General features: G+C 68.7%; 17 protein-coding genes and 1 tRNA gene. 14 read left to right on the plus strand and 4 right to left on the minus strand.

Features of this window, described 5'->3' with window-relative positions:
- The first annotated feature begins 44 nt into the window (after nucleotides 1-44).
- Together ACW172_RS16955 and mfd are read left to right on the plus strand one after the other, a co-directional pair.
- Nucleotides 45-359, plus strand: coding sequence for an FAD assembly factor SdhE (locus tag ACW172_RS16955; protein ID WP_492032609.1), 315 nt, complete (start codon nucleotides 45-47; stop codon nucleotides 357-359).
- A gap of 12 nt (nucleotides 360-371) precedes the next feature.
- Entirely contained in the window at nucleotides 372-3,809 is a 3,438-nt protein-coding gene (gene mfd / locus ACW172_RS16960) for a transcription-repair coupling factor (RefSeq protein ID WP_492032610.1), read from the plus strand.
- Between the two features lie 234 nt (nucleotides 3,810-4,043).
- Here mfd and ACW172_RS16965 read toward each other — a convergent pair whose 3' ends face one another.
- Nucleotides 4,044-5,381: a diguanylate cyclase domain-containing protein gene (locus ACW172_RS16965; RefSeq protein ID WP_492032611.1), complete on the minus strand. Its 1,338-nt coding sequence runs from the start codon at nucleotides 5,379-5,381 to the stop codon at nucleotides 4,044-4,046.
- A gap of 204 nt (nucleotides 5,382-5,585) precedes the next feature.
- On the opposite strand from ACW172_RS16965, the gene ACW172_RS16970 reads away from it, so the two are divergent.
- Nucleotides 5,586-6,524 (plus strand): YihY/virulence factor BrkB family protein, encoded by a 939-nt coding sequence (locus tag ACW172_RS16970; protein ID WP_492032612.1) that lies wholly within the window; start codon nucleotides 5,586-5,588, stop codon nucleotides 6,522-6,524.
- Here ACW172_RS16970 and ACW172_RS16975 read toward each other — a convergent pair.
- Nucleotides 6,490-6,735: a sulfurtransferase TusA family protein gene (locus tag ACW172_RS16975; RefSeq protein ID WP_492032613.1), complete on the minus strand. Its 246-nt coding sequence runs from the start codon at nucleotides 6,733-6,735 to the stop codon at nucleotides 6,490-6,492. The two genes, ACW172_RS16970 and ACW172_RS16975, sit on opposite strands and share 35 nt — an antisense overlap.
- Nucleotides 6,732-7,226 carry a CinA family protein gene (locus tag ACW172_RS16980; protein WP_492032614.1) on the minus strand — a complete coding sequence of 165 codons (495 nt, stop codon included), beginning with the start codon at nucleotides 7,224-7,226 and terminating at the stop codon, nucleotides 6,732-6,734. Before ACW172_RS16980 ends, ACW172_RS16975 begins: the two co-directional genes overlap by 4 nt.
- Before the next feature lie 84 nt (nucleotides 7,227-7,310).
- Here ACW172_RS16980 and ACW172_RS16985 point away from each other — a divergent pair, with 84 nt between their 5' ends.
- Nucleotides 7,311-9,644 (plus strand): fused MFS/spermidine synthase, encoded by a 2,334-nt coding sequence (locus ACW172_RS16985; protein WP_492032615.1) that lies wholly within the window; start codon nucleotides 7,311-7,313, stop codon nucleotides 9,642-9,644.
- Here ACW172_RS16985 and ACW172_RS16990 read toward each other — a convergent pair whose 3' ends face one another.
- A complete protein-coding gene (locus tag ACW172_RS16990; RefSeq protein WP_492032616.1) occupies nucleotides 9,645-10,805 on the minus strand; it encodes a bifunctional 2-C-methyl-D-erythritol 4-phosphate cytidylyltransferase/2-C-methyl-D-erythritol 2,4-cyclodiphosphate synthase in 1,161 nt (386 codons plus the stop codon).
- Between the two features lie 64 nt (nucleotides 10,806-10,869).
- Here ACW172_RS16990 and dusB point away from each other — a divergent pair, with 64 nt between their 5' ends.
- The 10 genes from dusB to ACW172_RS17040 all read left to right on the plus strand — a co-directional run bounded on the left by dusB (nucleotide 10,870) and on the right by ACW172_RS17040 (nucleotide 23,322).
- Nucleotides 10,870-11,934, plus strand: a complete 1,065-nt coding sequence (gene dusB, locus ACW172_RS16995) for a tRNA dihydrouridine synthase DusB (RefSeq protein ID WP_492032617.1) — start codon at nucleotides 10,870-10,872, stop codon at nucleotides 11,932-11,934.
- Complete coding sequence (locus ACW172_RS17000) at nucleotides 11,931-14,213, plus strand: sensor histidine kinase NtrY-like (protein ID WP_492032618.1); 2,283 nt, start codon at nucleotides 11,931-11,933, stop codon at nucleotides 14,211-14,213. The genes dusB and ACW172_RS17000 overlap by 4 nt, the downstream gene beginning before the upstream one ends.
- A gap of 9 nt (nucleotides 14,214-14,222) precedes the next feature.
- Entirely contained in the window at nucleotides 14,223-15,632 is a 1,410-nt protein-coding gene (ntrX, locus tag ACW172_RS17005; protein ID WP_492032619.1) for a nitrogen assimilation response regulator NtrX, read from the plus strand.
- Nucleotides 15,632-16,495 carry a D-amino-acid transaminase gene (locus tag ACW172_RS17010; RefSeq protein ID WP_492032620.1) on the plus strand — a complete coding sequence of 288 codons (864 nt, stop codon included), beginning with the start codon at nucleotides 15,632-15,634 and terminating at the stop codon, nucleotides 16,493-16,495. The genes ntrX and ACW172_RS17010 overlap by 1 nt, the downstream gene beginning before the upstream one ends.
- Nucleotides 16,496-16,626: 131 nt before the next feature.
- Nucleotides 16,627-16,872 carry an RNA chaperone Hfq gene (hfq, locus tag ACW172_RS17015; protein ID WP_131249128.1) on the plus strand — a complete coding sequence of 82 codons (246 nt, stop codon included), beginning with the start codon at nucleotides 16,627-16,629 and terminating at the stop codon, nucleotides 16,870-16,872.
- Nucleotides 16,873-17,028: 156 nt separating this feature from the next.
- Nucleotides 17,029-18,342, plus strand: coding sequence for a GTPase HflX (gene hflX / locus ACW172_RS17020; RefSeq protein WP_492032621.1), 1,314 nt, complete (start codon nucleotides 17,029-17,031; stop codon nucleotides 18,340-18,342).
- Between the two features lie 4 nt (nucleotides 18,343-18,346).
- Entirely contained in the window at nucleotides 18,347-19,978 is a 1,632-nt protein-coding gene (locus ACW172_RS17025; RefSeq protein ID WP_492032622.1) for a Na+/H+ antiporter, read from the plus strand.
- 340 nt (nucleotides 19,979-20,318) lie between these two features.
- Nucleotides 20,319-22,715, plus strand: a complete 2,397-nt coding sequence (lon, locus tag ACW172_RS17030) for an endopeptidase La (RefSeq protein WP_492032623.1) — start codon at nucleotides 20,319-20,321, stop codon at nucleotides 22,713-22,715.
- Nucleotides 22,716-22,886: 171 nt separating this feature from the next.
- Nucleotides 22,887-23,162 carry an HU family DNA-binding protein gene (locus ACW172_RS17035; RefSeq protein WP_492032624.1) on the plus strand — a complete coding sequence of 92 codons (276 nt, stop codon included), beginning with the start codon at nucleotides 22,887-22,889 and terminating at the stop codon, nucleotides 23,160-23,162.
- An 83-nt stretch (nucleotides 23,163-23,245) separates the two neighbouring features.
- A tRNA-Val gene (locus tag ACW172_RS17040) sits at nucleotides 23,246-23,322 on the plus strand.
- Nucleotides 23,323-23,552: the final 230 nt, after the last annotated feature.

Below are 23,552 nucleotides of genomic sequence, written 5' to 3' on the forward strand. Positions count from 1 at the left end.
CACGGCTGGCGGCGCGGCGCGGGTCTCGCTATATCCCGCGCCTCATGACCGATGCCCCCGAAACCGCCACCCAAGACCAGAACCGCCTGTCTCGCGCGCGTTTTCGCGCCTGGCGTAGGGGCTTCCGCGAAGCCGACATGGTGCTGGGGCCGTTCGTCGAACAGGTCGGGCCCGAACTGACCGAGGCCGAGCTGACCGAGTTCGAGGGCCTGCTGATGCAGGACAACGACCACGAGCTCTACAGCTGGATCATCGAGACGGCGCCCACGCCGCCCGAGCACGACACGCCGCTGATGGCCCGCATCCGGGCCTTCGTGAAGGCCCATGTCGCCCAGGCCGTGCAGCAGGGGATCGGCTGAGTGGCCCCGAACTTGAAACGGACTGACATCGAACTCGGCGGGGCGCCCGAGGGTCTCGACGCCCTGACCGTCGCCGAGCGGCTGAAGGCTTCCGGCGGGGTCGCCGTCTTCATCGCCCGCGATTATCAGCGCGCCGGCAACTTCTCGCAGGCTTTCCGCTTCTTCGCGAAAGACATTGAGGTTCTTGAGTTTCCGGCCTGGGACTGTCTGCCCTACGACCGGCTGAGCCCGACGTCGTCGGTGTCCGCCGAGCGGATGGCGGCCCTGACCGAACTGGCCGGACGGCCGGCGCGGGAGGCGAAACCGCTGCTGGTCGTCACCACCATCGCCGCCGCCATGCAGCGCACCCCGCCGCAGGAGGTCACCGCCTCGGCCGGCTTCGACGCCGCCGTGGGCCGCGAGCTGGATCAGGCGGTCCTGGAGAAATACTTCACCGCCAACGGCTATATGCGCGCCTCGACCGTCAACGAGCGCGGCGAATATGCGGTGCGCGGCGGGGTCATCGACGTCTTCCCGCCCGGGTTCGAGGAGCCGGTGCGGCTCGACATGTTCGGCTCGGAGCTGGAATCGATCAGGACGTTCGACCCGGCGACCCAGCGGTCGACGGGGCAGAGGAAGAAGATCTCCCTGTCGCCGGTGTCCGAAGCCCTGCTGGACGCCGAGACCATCTCGCGCTTCCGCACCGGCTATCTGGGCCTGTTCGGGGCGGGCGGGGACGACCCGCTTTATGTCGCCGTGTCCGAGGGCGCGCGGCGTCAGGGAATGGAGCACTGGCTGCCGCTGCTCTATCCGAACCTGGAGACCCTGTTCGACTATCTGCCCGACGCGGCGACCCTGTTCCTGGATCATCAGGTCGAGGCGGCGCGCGGCGAACGCTGGGCTCTGGCCGCCGACGCCTATGAGGCGCGGCGCGAGGCGTCCCTGACCAAGGCGGGGGCCGCCAACCGCGCCCTGCCGCCGGACCGGCTCTATCTGCCCGAGGGGGACTGGAACAGCGCGCTCGCGGGCCGCGACGTCCGCCGCCTGACCCCATTTGATACGACCGGCGAGGACGCCGGCGGCCGGCTGGGCCGGACCTTCGCCGCCGAGCGGGCCCAGGACAGCGTCAATCTGTTCGAGGCCGTCGCCCATCACGCCGAGGCGTTGAAGGGGCAGGGCAAGCGCGTCCTGTTCGCCTCCTGGTCCGAGGGCTCGTCCGAGCGGCTGTCGGTCATGCTGGCCGACCACGGGCTGGACCATGTCGTCGCCGTGCGCGACTGGGCCGATGTGCAGGCCGCGCCGAAGGACCTGTATCTGCGCGCCGTCCTGCCGGTGGAGCACGGCTTCACCACCGACAGCCTCGCGGTCATCTCCGAGACCGACATGCTGGGCGACCGGCTGGCGCGTCCGAAGCGCAAGCGCCGCGCCTCCAACTTCCTCGCCGAGGCCTCGGCCCTGACGACCGGTGACCTCGTCGTCCACCTCGATCACGGCATCGGCCGCTATGAGGGGCTGAAGACGCTCGACATCCAGGACGCGCCGCACGACTGCCTGGAGCTGCAGTATGCGGGGGATTCCAAGCTGTTCCTGCCGGTCGAGAACATCGACCTTCTGACGCGCTACGGGACCGATTCCGACGACGTCCAGCTGGACCGTCTGGGCGGCGCCGCCTGGCAGGGGCGCAAGGCGAAAGCGAAAGCCCGGCTGCGCGAAATGGCCGAGGGGCTCATCGCCCTGGCCGCCAAGCGGGCGCTGCGGGTCTCGGACGCCATCACCCCTCCCGCGGGGCTATTCGACGAGTTCTGCGCCCGCTTCCCCTATGAGGAGACGGACGACCAGCTCAACGCCATCGGCGACGTGCTGGAGGATCTGGGCAAGGGCACGCCGATGGATCGCCTGATCTGCGGCGACGTCGGCTTCGGCAAGACCGAGGTGGCCCTGCGGGCCGCCTTCGTCGTGGCCATGAGCGGGCAGCAGGTGGCGGTCGTCTGCCCGACGACCCTCTTGGCGCGCCAGCATTTCAAGACCTTCTCCGAACGCTTCGCCGGCTGGCCGATCACCGTCCGCCACCTGTCGCGCATGGTCACGGCCAAGGACGCGGCGGAGAGCCGCGCGGGCCTGAAGGACGGGTCGTTCGAGATCGTGGTCGGCACCCACGCCGTCCTCTCGGAACAGGTCGGGTTCAAGGATCTGGGCCTTGTTATCGTTGATGAAGAGCAGCACTTCGGGGTCAAGCACAAGGAGAAGCTCAAGAGCCTGCGCGCCGATGTGCACCTGCTGACCCTGACGGCGACGCCGATCCCGCGCACCCTGCAGATGGCCCTGTCGGGGATCCGCGAGATGTCGATCATCGCCACGCCGCCGGTCGATCGTCTGGCCGTGCGGACCTATGTGACGCCGTGGGACCGGGTGCTGATCCGCGAGGCCCTGCTGCGCGAGAAGTATCGCGGGGGGCAGGCCTTCTACGTCTGTCCGCGCCTGTCGGACCTTCCGGACATCGAACAGTTCCTTCGCGAACAGGTGCCGGAGATCAAGTTCGTGGTCGGGCACGGCCAGATGTCCCCGACCCAGCTGGAAGACGTGATGAGCGCCTTCTACGACGGCGAGTACGACCTGCTGGTCTCGACCACCATCGTCGAGAGCGGCATCGACATTCCGACCGCCAACACACTGATAGTGCACCGGGCCGACATGTTCGGCCTGGCGCAGCTGCACCAGATCCGCGGCCGGATCGGGCGGTCCAAGGCGCGGGCCTTCGCCTATCTGACCACCGACCCGAAACGCCCCCTGACCCTGTCGGCGGAGCGGCGGTTGCAGGTGCTGCAATCGCTGGACAACCTCGGCGCCGGCTTCCAGCTGGCCTCGCACGATCTGGATCAGCGCGGCGGCGGCAATCTGCTGGGCGACGAACAGTCGGGCCACATCCGCGAGGTGGGGGTCGAGCTCTATCAGCAGATGCTGGAAGACGCCGTGGCCTCCCTGCGGGAAGCCGGTGAAGAGGTCGTCGATCGCGGCTGGTCTCCGGCCATCAATGTCGGCGCGGCCGTATTGATTCCAGAGAATTACGTCCCGGACCTCAACGTTCGTCTGAGCCTGTATCGCCGCCTGTCGGACGCCGAAAAGACCGAGGAGCGCGAAGCCCTGGCCGCCGAGCTGATCGACCGCTTCGGCCCCCTGCCGGACGAGGCCAGGCAGCTGCTGCGCATCGTCGGGATCAAGGCCAGCTGCAAGACCGCTTGCATCGAGCGCATCGACATCGGGCCCAAGGGCTGTGTCATGACGCTGCGCAACAACAGCTTCCCCAACCCGATGGGGCTGGTCGGCCTGATCCAGAAGAACCACGCCTTCTGGAAGATCCGCCCGGACCAGAAGATCGTCGTCATGGGCGACTGGCCGACGCCGGAGGATCGCCTCAAGGTCGCCGAACGCATCACCGCCGATCTGGCGCGGGTGGCGGGGGCGGCGGCGTAAACCGCCTTTGCGAACCCGGCGTTAGGCGGGCTCCGGCAGGGTCTGGCCATGCGGGACTGGGCAGAAAAGGAACGAAGAGCTGCGGCGCTGCGGGAGCGCTTCCGTGACGCCACGCCCGGGCGGCTGCGCTCGCCGCGCTCGCCGGTGCTCGAGATCTGTATCGCGTTGGTGGTCGCAGGTTTGTGCGCCGCGATCCTGTTGTGGCCGCGGTAGGCGCCGCGCGGCTCTGAAGGCCTAGGCGTTCGCCGCCGCAGCCTTCGCCGCTTCCTGCTTGCGGCGCGAGAGGTCGGCGGAGGCGCGTTCGAGGACGGAGGCGGGGCTTTCGCCGGGGGAGACCTCGGCCGAGCCGACGTCGAACTCGACCACGAAGGGCGAGCGGTCGGGGCCGGCGTCGAAGGCGGTGCAGCCGACCACGGCGGCGATGCGCTCGGCGGCCAGACGCGCGGCCGGGCCGGGGGTGGCGGGCAGGGCCAGGGCGAAGACCTCGGGCGCCAGCAGGGCGGCGGTGTCCTCGACCCGCACCAGACGCGAGACCATGGCCCCGATCTGGGGCATGGCGCGGTCCAGCCAGCCGCCGGCGCGGGCGTGGGCCAGGCTGTCGTTGTCGGCGACGCGCAGGACGCAGACCGACAGGGCCCGGCGGCGCGACTTCGCCCCCTCGGCCAGACGGGCGAGGTGGGAGGCGAACAGGTCGCGCGTGAACAGGCCGGTCGAGCCGTCCATCAGGCCCGAGCCGCGCGCCGTCTCCAGCGCCTTGCGGATGGCCTGATGCCGCCGGTGCGAGGCGGCCAGACCGAGGACGCGCGAGGCGGTCTCGGCCTCGGGCGTATCGGCGGCGGCGATGTCGGCGAAGCCCCGGTTGTAGAGCTCGGCCAGATTGATCTCGCCGGCGCTGCGCAGATAGAGGACCAGGGGAATGTGATAGAGGCGGGTGTTGCGCTTCATCCCCGCCGCGATCGACAGGGCCGGCGCATGGTCGGGCGCGCCCCACAGCACGGCGGCGTCGAACGTCGTCTCATGCAGATAGTCGAAGGCCGTATAGGGTGTGGGAGCCGCCACCACCTCCGCGCCCGCCGCCGTCAGGGCGTTGGACAGGGCGATGAAGCGCGGATCGGCGCCGCCCGCGACCAGCACCTTGAGCGGGGCGGGATCGGGGGTGTCGGCGGTCAGGGTCGCGCCCTGCAGGGCGAAGGTCGCCTGACGCAGGCGGAACTCCTCCTCGGCGATGGCGGCGCGCATCAGGTGTTCGATGCGCAGCGCGGCCTGGGCCGGATGCGGCGGTTCCGACATGGCCAGGTCGACGCCGGGCGCGTCGGCCTGGGAGCCGACGGCGATGATCGACAGCCGCCGGTCGCCGGCGGCCTCACGCAGCAGGGGGGCGATCTCGGGGAAGCCGGGATGGCTGGCGTCAAGGACGGCGGCTTCCAGGGTGAAGTCGCCCAGGGCCGCGACGGCGGCGGCCGCCGAGCGCGCCGTCAGGGTCCGCCAGCCCAGGGCGTCGAGGCCGCGGCACAGGGGCCCGACCAGATCGTCCGTCTCGGCGACGACCAGAACGCGTGGATCGGGACCCAATATCGTCTCCTAAGCCTCGCAAAACCACGGGATTCAAACCCCTGCGAAGTCGGCGGGACCATAGCGACGCCCCCGCCGCCGACGCAACGGCTATGCTGCGCCGCGAGGGGAAAACTTCGTTCGACTTTCGTCTGCTTCCCTCGCGGGGATTTTCCGTTAGACTCGGTCGCTTGTACTGCGGTGGGGACCGGCTTGAGCGGACAGATGACAGAGGCCGAGACCGAAGGTCATCAGGGCAGGCTCTCTCCTGCATTCTGGGGGCGACTGGCGGTCCGGGCCTTCACCCGCAGCTGGGGCCGTGACGTCATGCTCTATACGGGCGGGGTCTCCTTCTTCGCCCTGCTGGCCGTGTTTCCGGCGATCGCGATTCTGATCGGCTTCTACAAGGCCGTGCTGTCGATCACCCAGGTCAGCGAACAGGCCATGGCCGTCGCCGACATGTTGCCCCACGCCGCCCGCGCCATCTTCCAGCAGGAGGTGCAGCGGCTGGCCAGCGTCGGGGCGCGCACCGTCTCGGCCCAGAGCCTGTTCGCCCTGTTCATCGGCGCCTATGCGGCCCATCGCGGGTTCAAGGCCCTGCTGGCCGGACTGAACCTGATCCATGACGAGACCGAGCCGCACGGCTTCGTGAAATTCAACATGCTGGCCTTCTTCGTGGCCCTGTTCGCCTTCGTCCTGTTCACCGTGGTGTCGGGCGCCGTGGTGACCTCGCGGCTGATGGAGCACACGACGGCCGAGGTGCGGGGCCACGCCCTGCCGCTGGACGGCGTCTGGCCCGCGCTCGGCCTCGCCCTGGGTCTGACCATGCTCTACCGCTACGCCATGTCGCACCGGACCAAGGTCGCCTGGGCCTGCTCCATCACCGGCGGGTTGGTGGCGACGGTGATGTCGATGATCTCGTCCTGGCTGTGCGCCATCTATGTGGAGCAGGTCGCGTCCCTGGGCGCGACCTACGGCTCGGTCGGCGCCGTGGTGGTGCTGCTGATCTGGCTGTCCTGGAACGTCAACGCCATCTTCTACGGCGGCGCCTTCGCCACCGAGATGGAGATCGCCTGGCGCACGCGTGGCAAGCCCCATATCGAGCCGGGCGACGGCGACGGTCGCGTCGTCAGCCTGTCGGAACGTCGCCAGTCGCGACGGTAGAGGTCTCGACGGTCAGCGTCAGGACGCCACCGGCCTCGGTCGTCTCGACCACCCGGCCGCCCAACTCGCTCATCAGAAACGGCACGTCGATCCGCGCCATGGGGTCGGTGGCCAGAAGGGTGGCGCGGGTTCCCGGAGCCGCCCCCTCCAGCGCCTTGCGCAGCCGCAGCGACGGCACCGGGCAGCGATGGCCGCGCGCATCGACGATCATCGGGCGGTAAGTTGGGCCAGGAGCAGGTTCAGCGCCACCCTGACGCTCTCCAGCCGCACGGTTTCGCGGCCCAGGTCGCCGAAGCGGCGTTCCTCATGAACCACCCCGTCGGCGTCGGCCGCGGCGAAATGCACCAGACCGACCGGCTTCTCGGCCGAGCCGCCGCCGGGGCCGGCGACGCCCGTGATCGAGACGGCCAGCGACGCCCGTGAGTGGGCGACCGCTCCGACGGCCATGGCCCGGGCTACGGGCTCGGACACCGCGCCGTTGGCGACGATCAGGTCCATCGGCACGCCCAGCATCCCGTGCTTGGCCTCGTTGGAATAGGTGACGAAGCCCCGGTCGACGACGGCTGAGGAGCCCGGGATGGCCGTCAGGGCGCCCGCGACCAGACCGCCCGTGCAGCTCTCGGCCGTTGCGATCATGATCTCGCTCTCCAGAGCGGCGGAGATGACGGCGCGGGCCAGGGCTTCGATGTCTTCGGGAAACATTGTCCTATCCGCAGCGTTGGCGAGTCGGCCTAGGGTGACCGCCGCCCGCCGGTCTGTCGACCGCTGGACCGTGACGGAGCCCTGATGACCGACACCGATATCGACAGCGTTTCCGTTCAGCCCCTCCATGGCGCCTTTGGGCGCGATCCGGCGCCCCTGTTGTTCGCGGTGGCCATCTTCACCTCGGCGGCCCTGGTGTTCGTGGTCCAGCCGATGGTCACCAAGCTGGTGCTGCCGATGCTGGGTGGGTCGCCGTCGGTGTGGAACACCTCCATGGTCTTCTTCCAGACCGCGCTTCTGGCCGGCTACGCCTATGCCCATGCGCTGCAGCGGTTGAAGGCGGTGCGGACGCAGCTGATGGTGCATCTGGCCCTGCTGGTGCTGGCGGCCCTGTTCCTGCCGCTCAAGATCAGCGGCCTGCTGGGCGAGCCGAACCCGGCCGCGCCCATCGGCTGGCTGCTGGCCACCCTGACCCTGTCGGTCGGCGCGCCCTTCGCCATCCTGTCGGCGACCGCGCCCCTGCTGCAGGCCTGGTACGCCCGGGTTCGCGCCGGCCATGCGGACGGCCAGAACCCCTATGTCCTCTATGCCGCGTCGAACCTCGGCAGCTTCCTGGCCCTGCTGGCCTATCCGGTCGTGATCGAGCCCCTGATGTCGCTGTCGGGCCAGAGGGTCGGCTGGAGCGGCGGCTATGCGGCCTTCCTTCTGATGGTCGTGGCCCTGGCCTTCGTGGTCTGGCGCCGCCGCCTCGACGCGTCCGTTCCGGTCGAACCCGAGGCGCTGCCGGTCAGCCCGACCATTCCCTGGCGCGAGAAGGCGGTGCTGGTGCTGCTGGCGGCGGGGCCGTCCAGCCTGATGCTGGGGGTGACGGCGCATCTGTCGACCGACGTGGCCTCAGCGCCCTTCCTGTGGGTCATCCCGCTGGCGCTCTATCTGCTGACCTTCGTCATCGCCTTCCAGAACCGGCCCATCATCCCGCTGCCGATCACCCTGATGATCGCGGCGGCGGTGGGCATCGTCTGCATCTGCTTCACCGCCTCGCGCTCGGGCAACTGGGCGATGATGTTCGGCCTGCACCTGACGGCCTTCTTCTTCCTGGCGCTGATGTGTCACCAGAGGCTGGCGGCCCGGCGTCCGGCGCCGGACCGGCTGACCGAATTCTATCTGCTGATGTCGCTGGGCGGGGTGGTCGGCGGCGCCTTCACGGCCCTGCTGGCGCCGGTCATCTTCAGCACGGTGCTGGAGTATCCGCTGGTGCTGGTGCTGGTCGGTCTGGCGCGGCCCAACAGCAAAGCGCCGATCCGCAAGTGGGAGGTCTATGTCTTCGTCGCGGCCATCCTGATCTGCCTGGCGCCCATCGTGCTCAAGGGTGTGTTCGACGCCAACTGGGACCTGGCCTGGGCCTGGAGCCGCAACGTCAATGTCTCCATGGAGCAGACGACCCAGCTGATCCTGCTGTTCGCCATGATCGCGGCCTTTCTGATCCGCGACCGGATGCCGGCCTTTGTGATCATCAGCGCCCTGATCGCCATCGTCACCCTGACCATCGGCCGGGGCTACGACTGGGCCCTGACGGAGCGCAGCTTCTTCGGGGTGATGCGGGTCGCCGATACCCGCGACGACCGGCTGGGCGGTAAGGTGCACGTCCTGATGCACGGCACGACCCTGCACGGGGCCCAGCCGCGCGACCCGGCCCATGCCTGTCTGCCGACCCTCTACTATGCGCCCGCGACCCCGATCGGTCAGGTGACGCAGGCGGTGCAGAACCGGGCCTGGGGCATCCGCATCGGGGTGGTGGGGCAGGGCTCCGGCGCCATGGCGGGCTACAAGCGGGCCGAGGACCGGCTGACCTTCTTCGAGATCGACCCGATGGTGAACAGGCTGTCGCGCGATCCGAAATGGTTCACCTTCATCAACGGCTGTTCGAAGCAGGACGGGCCGGGCGGGGCTATCGACACCGTGCTGGGCGACGCGCGGCTGTCGCTGGTGAAGCAGCCGGCGGGGACCTACGACCTGCTGCTGATCGACGCCTTCTCGTCCGACTCGGTGCCGACCCATCTGCTGACCGAAGAGGCGATCGCCGGCTATCTGAAGCTGCTCAAGCCCACCGGCGTCGTCATCCTGCACCTGTCGAACCGCAATCTCGACATCACCGGACCGGCCGAGGCGGCGGCGCGGGCGCTGAAGGCGCCGCACCTGCACCAGATCTATATCGAGGACCCCGACGCCCCCGACATGGCCGAGGCCTCGACCGAGGCCCTGATCCTGTCGCCGACGGAAGAGGGGCTGGCCGAGTTCGAGGCGGACCCCCGCTGGGCGCATCTGCGCGATCCGAAGGTCCGGCCCTGGACCGACGACTATGTGAACCTGTTCGGCTCCCTGTGGCGGCACCTCAAGGCGCAGTGGGAGCAGCCCTGATCAGCCGGGTAGTTCGATCGTCGCGACGGCCTGGGCGGCCAGGCCCTCGCCACGGCCGGTGAAGCCCATGGCCTCGGTGGTGGTGGCCTTCACGCTGACGGCGTCGAGCGGCAGGGACAGGATGGCGGCGACGCGCTCGCGCATGGCCTGACGGTGCGGCTTCACCTTGGGCCGCTCGCAGATCAGGGTGACGTCGACATGGACCATCCGGCCGCCGCGCGCCGTGACCTTCTGCGCGGCGTATTCGAGGAAACGGTCGGACGAAGCGCCTTTCCACTTCGGATCTGTCGGCGGGAAGTGGTCGCCGATGTCGCCGTCGCCCAGAGCGCCGAGGATGGCGTCGGTCAGGGCATGCAGGCCGGCGTCGGCGTCCGAATGGCCGATCAGGGTCTGGTCGTGGGGGATCTCGATGCCGCACAGCCAGACCGAGCCGCCGGGACCCCAGCGGTGGGCGTCGAAGCCGGAGCCGACGCGGGTCTGCATACGGGTTTCAGCGGCGATCAGGGCCTCGGCCATGGCGAAATCCTCGGGGAAGGTGAGTTTCATCAGTCGGGCGTCGCCCTCGACGACCACGACCTCGCCGCCGTCGGCCTCGACCACGGCGCAGTCGTCGGTGGGGCTTTCCGCGGAGGACCAGTTGGCCCACGCCGCCTCAAGGCGATCCCGGCGGAAGGCCTGGGGGGTCTGGGCGCGCCAGAGGCCGTCGCGGTCGACCGTGCCGGTGATGGCGTCGCCTGAAGTCTTCTTGAGCGTGTCGGCGACGGGCAGGGCGGGCAGGGCGCCGTCGGCGGTGTCCAGGGCGGTGAGCAGCCGCCGGATCACGGGCGCGCTCAACAGCGGACGGGCGGCGTCGTGGATCAGGACGATCTGGTCGGTCGGGCCGGTCAGGCTCACCAGCCCGGCGCGCACCGACTCGGCCCGGGTCGCGCCGCCGGTGACGGAGCGCCAGCCGGTCAGACCCGCCAGAGCCGCTCCGGCCGCCTCATGCCCGTCTTGGGAGACCACGACAGCGACGTCTTCCGCCCCCGCAGCCAACAGGGCCTCGACGGACCAGCGCAGCACGGGCTTGCCGCCCAGTAGACGCCATTGCTTGGCGATGCCGGCGGAGTCAGCGGCTCTGGAGCCGGTTCCGGCGGCGACGACGATGGCGGCGAATGTCATGGCGGCCTTCTAATCGCCCCGGTTCGGCTTGACGAGAGGAACTGAAAGACGGCGGAAAGGGCCGATGACGGACAGTTCTGGCAACATCCTCAAGATCGGCGACGTGGAGATCGCGGGCCGGGTGCTGATGGCGCCGATGACGGGGGTCACCGACCTGCCGTTCCGTCTGCTCGCCTCCAGGCTGGGCGCGGCCTATGTGGCGACCGAAATGGTGGCCTCGGCCGAGCTGGCGCGCGGGCGGCCCGACGTGGTGCGGCGCGCGGCTGTCGGCGGCGGCCTGCCCCTGACGGTGATCCAGCTGGTCGGCCGCGATCCCGGCGCCATGGCCGAGGGCGCGCGGATGGCCGAGGCCGCCGGCGCCGACATCATCGACCTGAATTTCGGCTGCCCGGCCAAGGAGGTCACGGGCGCGGCTTCGGGCTCGGCCCTGATGCGCACGCCCGACCTGGCCTCGCGCCTGATCGCCGCCGCCGTCGGGGCCGTCAGCCGGCCGGTGACGGTCAAGATGCGCCTCGGCTGGGACGACGACAGCAAGAACGCCGCCTGGCTGGCCAAACGGGCCGAGGAACTGGGCGTCGCCGCCGTCACCGTGCATGGCCGCACGCGCCAGCAGTTCTACACCGGCGTCGCCGACTGGGACGCGGTAGGGGAGGTCAAGGCGGCCGTCGGGATCCCGGTCATCGTCAACGGCGACATCATCACCGCCGGTCAGGCGCGTGAGGCGCTGGAGCGGTCGGGCGCCGACGCCCTGATGCTGGGCCGCGGCGTCTACGGACGGCCCTGGCTGGCGGCCCATCTGGACCGGGCCCTGGCCGACGGGACAGAGCTCGAGGAGCCGGGACCCGAGGCGCGGCTGGCCATCGTCGCCGAGCATCTGAGGGCCTCGGTCGCCTTCTATGACGGGCCGGTGGGGCTGAAGATGTTCCGCAAACACCTGGGCTGGTACGTCGAACAGGCGCCCTGGCCCGCCGACCCGGGGGAGCGCCGCGCGGCCAAGTCGCGGCTCTGTCGGCTCGACGATCCCGAAGACGTGATCCGGGAGCTGAAAAACCTTTGGTTACCGATGCCTCATTTCGGCAACTCTCCTGTTGAGTTTTCGCCACAGCTGGTTGAAGCTGATGCGGCATGACGGACACACCCGCCTCCCTGCCGGGCGCCGATAATGAAGCCCTGACCACGACCGGGGCCGAGCCCAGCCTCTGGGCCCGGTTCGCGGCTGGTCGCGCACGCGCCCTGTTCGGCGCGGCGTACGGCATCGCGGTGCTGACGGCGGCGGCGGCGATCTGGCTGGTGGCCATCGCGCCCGGCGCCACGGCCGACGGCGGGGCGCGCGCCGTCGCCGGTCAGGCGGTGCTGCTGATCCTTCTGGCCAACCTGATCCTGATCGGCGTCCTGGCGGTCATCATCGGGACCCAGGTGATGCGGCTGGTCCGCGTCCGCAACACCGATCCGGGCGCCCGGCTGCACCTGCGCTTCGTCGCCCTGTTTTCCCTCGTGGCGGTGGTGCCGGCCATTCTGATCGCCCTGGTGTTCGGGGTGCTGGTCAACCGGGGCGTGGACCAGTGGTTCAGCAAGAACGTTTCCGACGCGGTCGACAACGGCGCCTCGATCGGCAAGGCCTATATCGCCGACGTCGGCGGCCGCATGACCCGCGATCTGGGCGCCATGTCCAATGAGCTGGGCGGGGTGCGTCAGGTCTTCGACAACCGTATCCAGTTCACCGGCGCCCTGACCCAGATCGCGGACTTCTTCGGCTATCCTGCGGTCTATATCCTGAACGGCGACGGCGAGGTGTTGGCGCGCGGCGAACTGCCGGACGCCCCGCCCTATGTCGCCCCGCCGCGCTCCGCGCTGGAGATCGCGGCCGAGGGCTCTGACGCGCCCGTGCAGGTGACCGAGAACCCCGACACCGTCCGCGCCCTCTATCCCCTGCCGGGATACGGCGACGCCTACCTCTATGTCGTGCGGCCCCTGGCGCCGGGTCTGGTCGCCCAGATGCGCGCGGCCGTGGTGTCGATCCAGGGCTATCGCGAGGCAGAGGAGAGCCGCGCGCGCATCCAGTCCGCCTTCGCCCTCAGCTATCTTGAGACCGCCCTGCTGGTGCTGGTCGGCGCGGTCTGGCTGGGCATGTCGGCGGCCAGCGCCATCTCCGGTCCGATCGGGCGGCTGATCAAGGCGGCGGACCAGGTGGCGGGCGGCGACCTGAGCGCCCGTGTCGACAACCAGGGCGCGCCCGGCGAGATCGCCGACCTGTCCGAGGCCTTCAACCGCATGACCGGCGACCTGGAGCATCAGCAGGCGGCGCTGAAGACCGCGTCCGAAGACGCCCAGTCGCGCACCCTGTTCATCGAGACCGTGCTGTCGGGTGTCAGCGCGGGCGTGATCGGTCTGGACCGGCGCGGCCGGATCTCGGCCATCAACGACAGCGCCCTGCAACTGCTCTCCATCGCCGAGGCCGACGTCTATGGCCGCCCCCTGGCCGAGGTGGCGCCCGAACTGTCCGAGTTGGTCAGCAGGGTCGAGGCCCATATCGAAGAGGACATCGATGTGGCGCGCGAGGGCGAGACCCGGCGCCTGCGCGTCCGTATCGAGGGTGGGCAGGGCGGGGAGATGGTCCTGACCTTCGACGACATCACCCGTCTCGTCACCGCCCAGCGCAACGCCGCCTGGCGCGACGTGGCCCGCCGCATCGCCCATGAGATCAAGAACCCCCTGACCCCGATCCAGCTGTCGGCAGAGCGGTTGCGGCGCAAGTATCGCGCGCGGATCGGCGACGACGTCGAGGTCTTCGACCGCTGCACCGACACCATCATCCGTCAGGTGGGCGACATCGGCCGGATGGTCGACGAGTTCTCGTCCTTCGCCCGGATGCCGACGCCGCGCTTCACGACCGAGAACCCGGCCGAGCTGCTGCGCGCGGCGGTCTTCGCCCAGCGGGTCGCGGCGCCCGACATCGCCGTCGACATGGTCGAGCCCCTGCCGGAAGTGAAGTTCCAGGCCGACGGCCGCATGGTCGGTCAGGCCCTCGCCAACATCCTCAAGAACGCCGGAGAGGCCGTCGCCGCCCGCCGTCTCGGCACGCCCGATGCGGACGAGGCCGCGCCCGCGATCATCGCCAGGCTGTCGGTCGAGAACGGAATCGCCACCTTCGTCATCGAGGACGACGGCAAGGGTCTGCCGACGCGCGACCGCGACCGCCTGACCGAGCCCTATGTCACCACCCGCGAGAAGGGCACCGGCCTCGGCCTCGCCATCGTCAAACGCATCTGCGAGGACCATGGCGGCGAGCTGAAGCTGGCCGACGCGGAGACCCTGCATGGCGCGCGGGTCTGTCTGATCTTCCCCCTGAACCCCCACCCCAAGACCGCCGACGACGCCCGTGCGTCCGGTGTGGTCGCGGCCGAATAGCGAGGCGATATGCGTTCTACTGGCGCTGACATCCTGATCGTCGATGACGAGGCGGACATTCGCGAACTGGTCTCGGGCCTGCTCGAGGACGAAGGCCACGCCGTGCGCGTGGCGTCCAACGCCGAGGAGGCCCTGGCGGGCATCCGTGCGCGCAAGCCCACCCTTCTGGTGCTCGACATCTGGATGCAGGGCGGGGGCATGGACGGGCTGGAGCTGCTCGACATGGTCAAGGAGCTGGACGCCGACCTGCCGGTCGTCATGATCTCGGGCCACGGCAATATCGAAACCGCCGTCAGCGCCCTGAAGCGCGGCGCCTATGACTTCATCGAGAAGCCGTTCAAGTCTGATCGGCTGGTGGTGGTCATCGAGCGCGCGCTGGAGGCCGCCAGCCTGAAGCGCGAGAACCGCCGCCTGCGCGCCCAGGCCATGGCGCCGTCGGGCCTGATCGGCCGGTCGGCGGCGGCCCAGGCCCTGCGTTCGACCATCTCCAAGGTGGCTCCGGCCAACAGCCGCGTCCTGATCTCGGGCCCGCCCGGTTCGGGCAAGGAACTGGTCGCGCGTCAGATCCACGAGGCCAGCCCGCGCGGCCGCGGCGAGTTCGTCGCCATCTCCGCCGCCGGCATGACGCCCGAACGCCTCGATGTCGAACTGTTCGGGGAGGAGGGGGCCGACGGCCGTCCGCGCAAGATCGGCGTGTTCGAGCGCGCCCATAATGGCACCCTGTATCTCGACGACGTCGGCGACATGCCGCGCGAGAGCCAGAGCCGCATCCTGCGGGTCCTCGTCGACCAGCGTTTCCGCCGGGTCGGCGGCGAACAGGACGTGCAGGTCGATGTCCGTGTCGTCACTTCGACCTCGCGCGACCTGAAGGTCGAGATCACCGAGGGCCGGTTCCGCGAGGACCTGTTCCATCGCCTGAACGTGGTGCCGATCCGCGTTCCGCCGCTGTCGGAACGCCGGGAGGACATCTCCGAACTGGTCGACTATTTCATCGACAGCCTGTCGAGCTCGCAGGGCCTGCCGCGCCGGCGCATGGGTGACGACGCCGTCGCCGTGCTGCAGGTCCATCCCTGGCCGGGCAACGTCCGCCAGCTGCGCAACAACGTCGAGCGGCTGCTGATCCTGGCGACCGGCGACCTCAACGACCCGATCAGCGCCGAGATGCTGCCGCAGGAGGTGGCCTCGTCCAACTCGGGCGCCTCCATGGGGGCCGAGCGCACCATCGCCCTGCCGCTGCGTGAAGCGCGCGAGGTGTTCGAACGCGAGTATCTGGCCGCCCAGATCATGCGTTTCGGCGGCAATATCTCGCGCACCGCCGCCTTCATCGGCATGGAGCGCTCGGCGCTGCACAGGAAGCTGAAGTCGCTGGGCGTCTCGCCGTCGCGCGGCGGGGATGACGACGAAGGAAGTCTGGACTGATGTCGCGCGTCGCCTACGTCAACGGCCAGTACGCCCCGCTGGGCGAGGCCACGGTCCATATCGAGGATCGCGGCTTTCAGTTCGCCGACGGCGTCTATGAGGTCTGGGCCGTGTTCGACGGGCGGCTGGCCGACTACGACGGCCATATGACCCGGCTGGCCCGCAGCCTGACGGAACTGCGCATCCCCGCTCCGATGACCCGGGAGGCCCTGACGCAGGTCCTGCGCGAGACCATCCGCCGGAACCGGGTGCGCGACGGCCTCGTGTATCTGCAGATCACCCGCGGCACGGCCCGGCGCGACCACGCCTTCCCCGCGGAAGGCACCCCGCCCAGCGTCATCGTCACGGCGAAGAACCTGAACTACCCGCGCTCCGAGGCCCAGGCCGCGAAGGGCGTCGCCGTGATCACCCAGCCGGACATCCGCTGGGGGCGTTGCGACATCAAGACCGTGGGTTTGCTGCCCAACGTCCTCGCCAAACAGGCGGCGAAGGAACGGGGCGCCGCGGAGGCCTGGTTCGTCGACGAGATGGGGCTGGTCACCGAGGGCTCCTCGACCAACGCCTGGATCGTGGACCAGGACGGCAAGCTGAGGACGCGGGATACACAGGCCAACATCCTGCGCGGGATTACCCGCGCCGCCGTGCTCGACATCCTGGCCTCGGAAGGCTTCGAACTGGACGAACGCCCGTTCAGCGTCGACGAGGCCAAGGCGGCGAAGGAGGCCTTCTACACCTCGGCCAGCGGCTTCGTGACGCCCGCGATCTCCATCGACGGCGCGAAGGTCGGCGACGGCAAGCCGGGCCCGGTCGCGACCAAACTCAGGGCGCGGTATATTGAAGCGGCGCGGCGCGACGCCATTTAAGCGACTGATTAAGCTATTCGAGCGGTTGCGGCGGCGGTTCGCTGGCGTCTAAGGTGAGTGGGCCGGGCGCTTCGATCCGGTCCCCGTCCTCCCCAGACGGGCGTAACAAGCAAGAACAGGAATAACCTGCCATGTCGCAAGACAAGCGTCAGAACCTTCAGGACACCTTCCTCAACTCGGTCCGCAAGACCAAGACCCCCCTGACGATCTTCCTCGTCAACGGCGTCAAGCTGCAGGGCATTGTGACCTGGTTCGACAACTTCTGCGTGCTGCTGCGCCGCGACGGCCAGTCGCAGCTGGTCTACAAGCACGCCATCTCGACCATCATGCCCTCGGCCCCGGTCCAGCTCTACGAGCCCGACGCCGACGAGGACTGATCGGGGACCGACCCTCGCGGGTCACCCACGGCCGCATACGAAACCTGTCCTTTCGAAACGGGGGGACGCGCACTACATTGCATCCCCGGACCCCCGAGCCGGGGATGACGGCGTGCGCCTGTGCCGCCGTCGCAGAACCCAAACGACAGAGACCCTTTGACTTCAAAACTGATCGACCATTCCGTTCCCCTGATCCGCGCGATCGTCATCCATCCGGACGGGCGTAGCGAAAGCTCCCGACTGGCGGAGGAACGGCTGGAAGAGGCGGCGGGCCTGGCCCGCGCGCTGGACCTCGACGTGCGCGCCGAGGAGATCGTGCGTATCCGCAAGACCACCCCCGCCACCCTGTTCGGCGCCGGCAAGGTCGAGGAGCTGGCGGCCCTGGTCCGCGCGGCCGAGGCCGAGGCCGTGGTCGTCGACGACCAGCTGACCCCCGTCCAGCAACGCAATCTGGAGAAGGCCTGGGAGTGCAAGGTCATCGACCGCACCGGCCTGATCCTCGAGATCTTCGGCCGTCGTGCGCGGACCAAGGAAGGCCGGCTGCAGGTCGAACTGGCCCGGCTCGACTATGAGCGGTCGCGCCTGGTCCGCACCTGGACCCACCTCGAGCGGCAACGCGGCGGCACCGGCTCGACCGGCGGCCCCGGCGAAACCCAGATCGAGCTCGACCGCCGCCTGATCGCCGACCGCATCGTCCGTCTGAAGGGCGAGCTGGAAGAGGTGCGCCGCACGCGCGGCCTGCACCGCAAGCAGCGGCAGAAGGCGCCGTTCCCGACCATCGCCCTGGTGGGCTACACCAACGCCGGCAAGTCGACCCTGTTCAACCGGCTGACGGGCTCGGAGGTCCTGGCCAAGGATCTGCTGTTCGCGACGCTGGACACCACCCAGCGCACCATCCGCCTGCCGCAGGGCCGGCCGGCCATCGTCGCGGACACCGTCGGCTTCATCTCCGACCTGCCGCACGAACTGGTCGAGAGCTTCCGCGCCACCCTGGAGGAGGTCGGCGAGGCCGATCTGATCCTGCACGTCCGCGACATCGCCTCGCCCGACTCCGGAGCACAAGCAAAGGACGTCGAACAGGTGCTCAAACAGATCGAGATTCCCGAGGGCAAGACCCGCCGGGTGCTGGAGGTCTGGAACAAGATCGACCTGCTGGACGAAGAGGCCCGCGAGGCCATCGTCGGTCAGGCCGAACGTCTCGCCGCCGAAGGCAAGGCGGTCGCGGTCTCGGCCTGGACCGGGGAGGGGATCGAACCCCTGCGTCAGGTCATCACCACCCTGATCGACGACGATCCGGAGACCCGGCTGACGCTGGAGCCGGAGCAGGGCGACGCCCTCGCCTGGCTCTATCAGCACGGCCGCGTGACCTCGCGCGACACCGACGATGCGGGCCGCACCCATGTGGTCGTCCGTCTGGCGCCCCAGGCGCTGGGCCGGTTCGAGCGCCTCTATCCCGACATGGGGGCCTGACCGTATGGCGGTGATCGAGACCGTCCTGCTGCTGCTTCTGGCCGTCGTGGTCTCGGGAGCGGTGGCGCGGATGACCCGCATCGCCCTGCCTCTGGTGCAGATCGCGCTGGGGGCGGTCGTGGTTCTGATCACAGGCCATACCATCGACCTGAAGCCGGACATCTTCTTCCTGCTGTTCCTGCCGCCCCTGCTGTTCCTCGACGGCTGGCGCATTCCCAAGGAAGATCTGTTCCGCGACCGGGCGGTGATCCTGGAGCTGGCGCTCGGGCTGGTGCTGTTCACCGTCGTGGGGCTGGGCTTCCTGATCTGGTGGATGATCCCGGAGATGCCCCTGCCGGTGGCCTTCGCGCTTGCCGCCATCCTGTCGCCGACCGACCCGATCGCGGTTCAGGCCATCGCCGCCCGCGTTCCGATTCCCAAGCGGCTGATGCATATCCTCGAGGGCGAGGCCATGCTGAACGACGCCACCGGCCTGACCTGTATGCGGATCGCGGTGCTGGCGGCGACGACCGGCGCCTTCTCCATCGGCCATGCGGTCGGGACCTTCGCCTGGCTGGCGCTCGCCGGCGTTGCGGTCGGCATCGTGGTCACCCTGGCCATCTCCCTGATCAAGAACGTCATCAGCCGCAAATGGGGCGAGGACGTCGGGGCCCAGATCCTGGTCAGCCTGCTGATCCCCTTCGCCGCCTATCTGGCGGCCGAGGAGCTGCACGCCTCGGGCATTCTCGCCGCTGTCGCGGCCGGCATCACCATGAGCTTCACCGAGCGCGGCCAGACGCAGCAGCTGGCCACGACCCGCATCCGCCGCGCCGTGGTCTGGGACACCGTCCAGTTCGCCGCCAACGGGGTGATCTTCGTGATCCTGGGCGAGCAGATGCCCTCCATCCTGGCCCGTGCGGCCGAGGTGGTGGCGGGCACCTCGCGGCCCGAGATCTGGTGGCTGGCGGTCTATGTCTTCGGCATCGTCGCGGCCCTGGCGGCCCTGCGCTTCATCTGGGTGTGGACCTCGCTGAAGATGACCCTGCTGCGCCGCCGGGAGGACGGTCCGCCGCCGAGGGTCGGTCTGCGCCTGACCATGGTCATGTCTATGGCGGGCGTGCGCGGCGCGATCACCCTGGCCGGCATCCTGACCCTGCCGTTCGTCCTGGCCGACGGATCCGAGATGCCGTCGCGCAACCTCGCCATCTTCCTTGCCGCAGGGGTGATCATCGTCTCGCTGGTGCTGGCGACCCTTGTCCTGCCGGGGCTGATGAAGAACATCGAACTGCCGCCCGAGCCCTCGCATCAGCAGGAGGAGGACCGGTCCCGCGTCGCCGCCGCCGAGGCCGCGTTGCAGGCCGTCGAGGACAAGGCCCACGCCTTGTCCGAGGGCAAGTCAGACCCCGACGCCTATACGGACATCGCCGCCCGGCTCATGGCCCTCTATCGCCAGCGCATCGAGAGCCGCACCCGCACCGACGAGGACGACATCGAAGCCTCGCGCCGTCTGGACGAGATCGAGCGCCAGCTGCGCCTCGCCGGCCTCAGGGCCGAACGCGATGAACTGGGCCGCCTGATGCGCGCCCGCGAGATCGATTCCGACACGGGCAAGAAGCTGATCCGCGAGGTCGATCTGCAGGAACTGCGCTTCCTCTGAAAGGCTTGCGGGCGGCCTGATCGCGCCCATTAAGCCCGAAGCCCCGCCTAAAGTGAGTTCCGCGCGCCACAGAGCCCGCCGGAGCCGAAATGCGCCGCCCAAGGCGATCTCGTCCGATTTGTCCGCATCCGGCGGAAAAAACGCCCGAACCGTCCAGCGTCACGGTCTTATCACGCTTCCGTGGACCGTTGAGCGGTCACGCTTGAACCCTGAGGCCGTGAGACCACATACTCCCTTGAGCGCCGTCGGAATCGACGGGTCGTTTCGTGGGGTCGCTGCATGTCGCGGGGCTTTTCGGAGCGACGGGCCGGAGATCTCCAATGGCCCGGGAGTAAGTAGAATGACCGAGACCAAAATCCTGCCCGTGTTGCCTCTGAGGGACATCGTGGTTTTCCCGCACATGGTCGTGCCCCTGTTCGTGGGTCGCGAGAAATCCGTGCGCGCCCTCGACGAGATCATGAAGGGTGAGAAGCAGATCCTGCTCGCCACCCAGAAGAACTCCGTCGACGACGATCCGACGCCTGAAGCCATCTATCCGGTCGGCGTCCTCGCCACCGTCCTGCAACTGCTCAAACTGCCCGACGGCACCGTGAAGGTCCTGGTCGAAGGCAAGGGCCGCGCCCGCCTGACCAAATTCACCGACCGCGAGGAGTATTTCGAAGCCGAAGCCGAGACCATCGCCGACGAGGCCGGCGAACCGGCCCAGTCCGAGGCCCTGCTGCGCGCCGTGGTCGAGCAGTTCGAGAACTATGTGAAGCTGAACAAGAAGGTCCCGCCCGAGGCCCTCAGCTCCATCCCCCAGATCACCGAGCCGTCCAAGCTGGCTGACAGCGTCGCCGCGCACCTGTCGGTCAAGATCGCCGACAAACAGGCCCTGTTGGAGACCATCGCGGTCCCGGCGCGTCTGGAGAAGGTCTATGGCCTGATGGAGGGCGAAATCTCCGTCCTGCAGGTCGAGAAGAAGATCCGCTCGCGCGTGAAGCGCCAGATGGAGAAGACCCAGCGCGAATATTATCTGAACGAGCAGATGAAGGCGATCCAGCGCGAGCTGGGCGAGACCGACGACGCCCGTGACGAGATCATGGAGCTGGAAAAGCGCATCCGGAAGACCAAGCTGTCCAAGGAAGCCCGCGCCAAGGCCGAGGCCGAGGTCAAGAAGCTGCGCAACATGAGTCCGATGTCGGCCGAGTCGACCGTGGTCCGGAACTACCTCGACTGGCTGCTGTCGATCCCGTGGGGCAAGACCAAGCAGAAGCCGATCGACCTCAACAAGGCCGAGGACATCCTCGAGGAGGATCACTACGGCCTGGAGAAGGTCAAGGAACGGATCATCGAGTATCTGGCCGTTCAGGCCCGCACCAACTCGCTGAAGGGTCCGATCCTGTGCCTCGTCGGCCCTCCCGGCGTCGGCAAGACCTCGCTCGCCAAGTCGATCGCCAAGGCGACCGGCCGCGAATACATCCGCATGTCGCTGGGCGGCGTGCGGGATGAGGCCGAGATCCGCGGTCACCGCCGGACCTACATCGGTTCGATGCCCGGCAAGATCATCCAGTCGATGAAGAAGGTGAAGACCACCAACGCCTTCATCCTGCTGGACGAGATCGACAAGCTGGGCGCCGACTGGCGCGGGGATCCGTCCTCGGCCCTGCTGGAGGTGCTGGACCCGGCCCAGAACAATGCCTTCGGCGACCACTATCTGGAAGTCGACTACGACCTGTCCAACGTCATGTTCGTCACCACGGCCAACAGCCTGAACATGCCTCAACCGTTGATGGACCGGATGGAGATCATCCGGGTCAGCGGCTACACCGAGGACGAGAAGGTCGAGATCGCCAAGCGTCACGTCCTGCCCAAGGTCACGACCGACAACGGTCTGAAGCCGGCCGAGTTCGTGGTGCCGGACGAGACCATCCGCGACCTGATCCGCTACTACACCCGCGAAGCCGGGGTGCGGTCGCTGGAACGGGCCTTCGGCGGTCTGGCCCGCAAAGCCGTGCGCGAGATGGCCAAGACCGGCGTGGACTCCATCACCGTCGACGCGGCCAAACTGGCCGAATACGCGGGCGTCCAGAAGTATCGCTACGGCGAGACGGACGAGGAGGATCAGGTCGGCATCGTCACCGGTCTGGCCTGGACCGAGTTCGGCGGCGACATCCTGACCATCGAGGCGATCAAGATGCCGGGCCGCGGCCGCATGACCGTGACCGGCAACCTCAAGGAGGTGATGAAGGAGTCCGTCTCCGCCGCCGCCTCCTACGTCCGGGCCCGCGCCCTGAACATCGGGGTCAAGCCGCCGGTGTTCGAGAAGACCGACATCCATGTGCACGTGCCGGATGGCGCGACGCCCAAGGACGGTCCCTCGGCCGGCGTGGCCATGACGGTCGCCATGGTCTCGGTCCTGACCGGGATCCCGATCCGCAAGGACATCGCCATGACCGGCGAGATCACCCTGCGCGGCCGGGTCACCGCCATCGGCGGCCTGAAGGAGAAGCTGCTCGCGGCCCTGCGTTCCGGCATCAAGACGGTGCTGATCCCGCAGGAAAACGAGAAGGACCTGGCCGACGTGCCGGACAATGTGAAGTCGGCGCTGGAGATCGTGCCGATCTCCACGGCGGACGAGGCGCTCAAATGGGCCCTGGTCGGCAGCCTGACCCCGGTCGAATGGGACGAGGCGGCCGAGCCGCTGAACCCCACGCCTCCGCCGGCGACGGACGGCTCGGCGGTCGTCAGCCACTGACGGTTCAGCCTTACGGTTGATCCGGCGTTAGGTACGAAAAGCGCGGTCCGGGACCTCCCGGGCCGCGTTTCTCTTTTGACGCGAGCCCAAAACCCGGCCTTACTGATTCCCGGATGGGCTTCACGTGGGGATGGATGCGGCGACGCATCCGGCAAGGGGACGCTGACCAGGATGACCAAGGCCGAATTGATCGCCGCCATGGCGGCGGGCGCCGATATCTCGCGCGACCAGGCGAAGCTGGCGCTGGACGCCTTCACCGACGGCGTCAGCGGGGCGCTCAAGAGCGGTCAGGACGTCCGCATCGTCGGCTTCGGCAGCTTCGTGGTGGTGGACCGCAAGGCCGGCGTCGCCCGCAATCCCCAGACGGGCCAAACCATCAGCCGCGCCGCCTCCCGCACCGCCCGCTTCCGCCCGGGCGAAGGTCTGAAAAGCGTCTTGAACGGATAGGCCGGGACGGGCAAAAGCACCCATCCAACGCGGCGCGGTCTTCTCGACCTCCTCATCCCGAAAGGGGCGCCGCGACATGGTGAGGGCGGCTAGCTCAGCTGGTCAGAGCATCTCGTTTACACCGAGAGGGTCGGCGGTTCGAACCCGTCGCCGCCTACCATTTTTCTCTGAAATATCACATGATTGCGTGGATATTGGATTTTAAAAATGCTCCGTATATGGAGCAAAATCTCCGTTTGGGGGCGGTTTGGGGGCAGTTTTTGCGAACTTCGGTGAACCGATCTGCACTTCGGTGAAAAACCCGGCCCAGCTGCCAAGCAGGGCGGAATGTCCGGATTTCTGTGCGCCGGCCCTCGATTCGCGCGGCATTCAACGGCCGCCACGCTCGTC

Source organism: Brevundimonas sp. ALps5, from assembly GCF_058681645.1.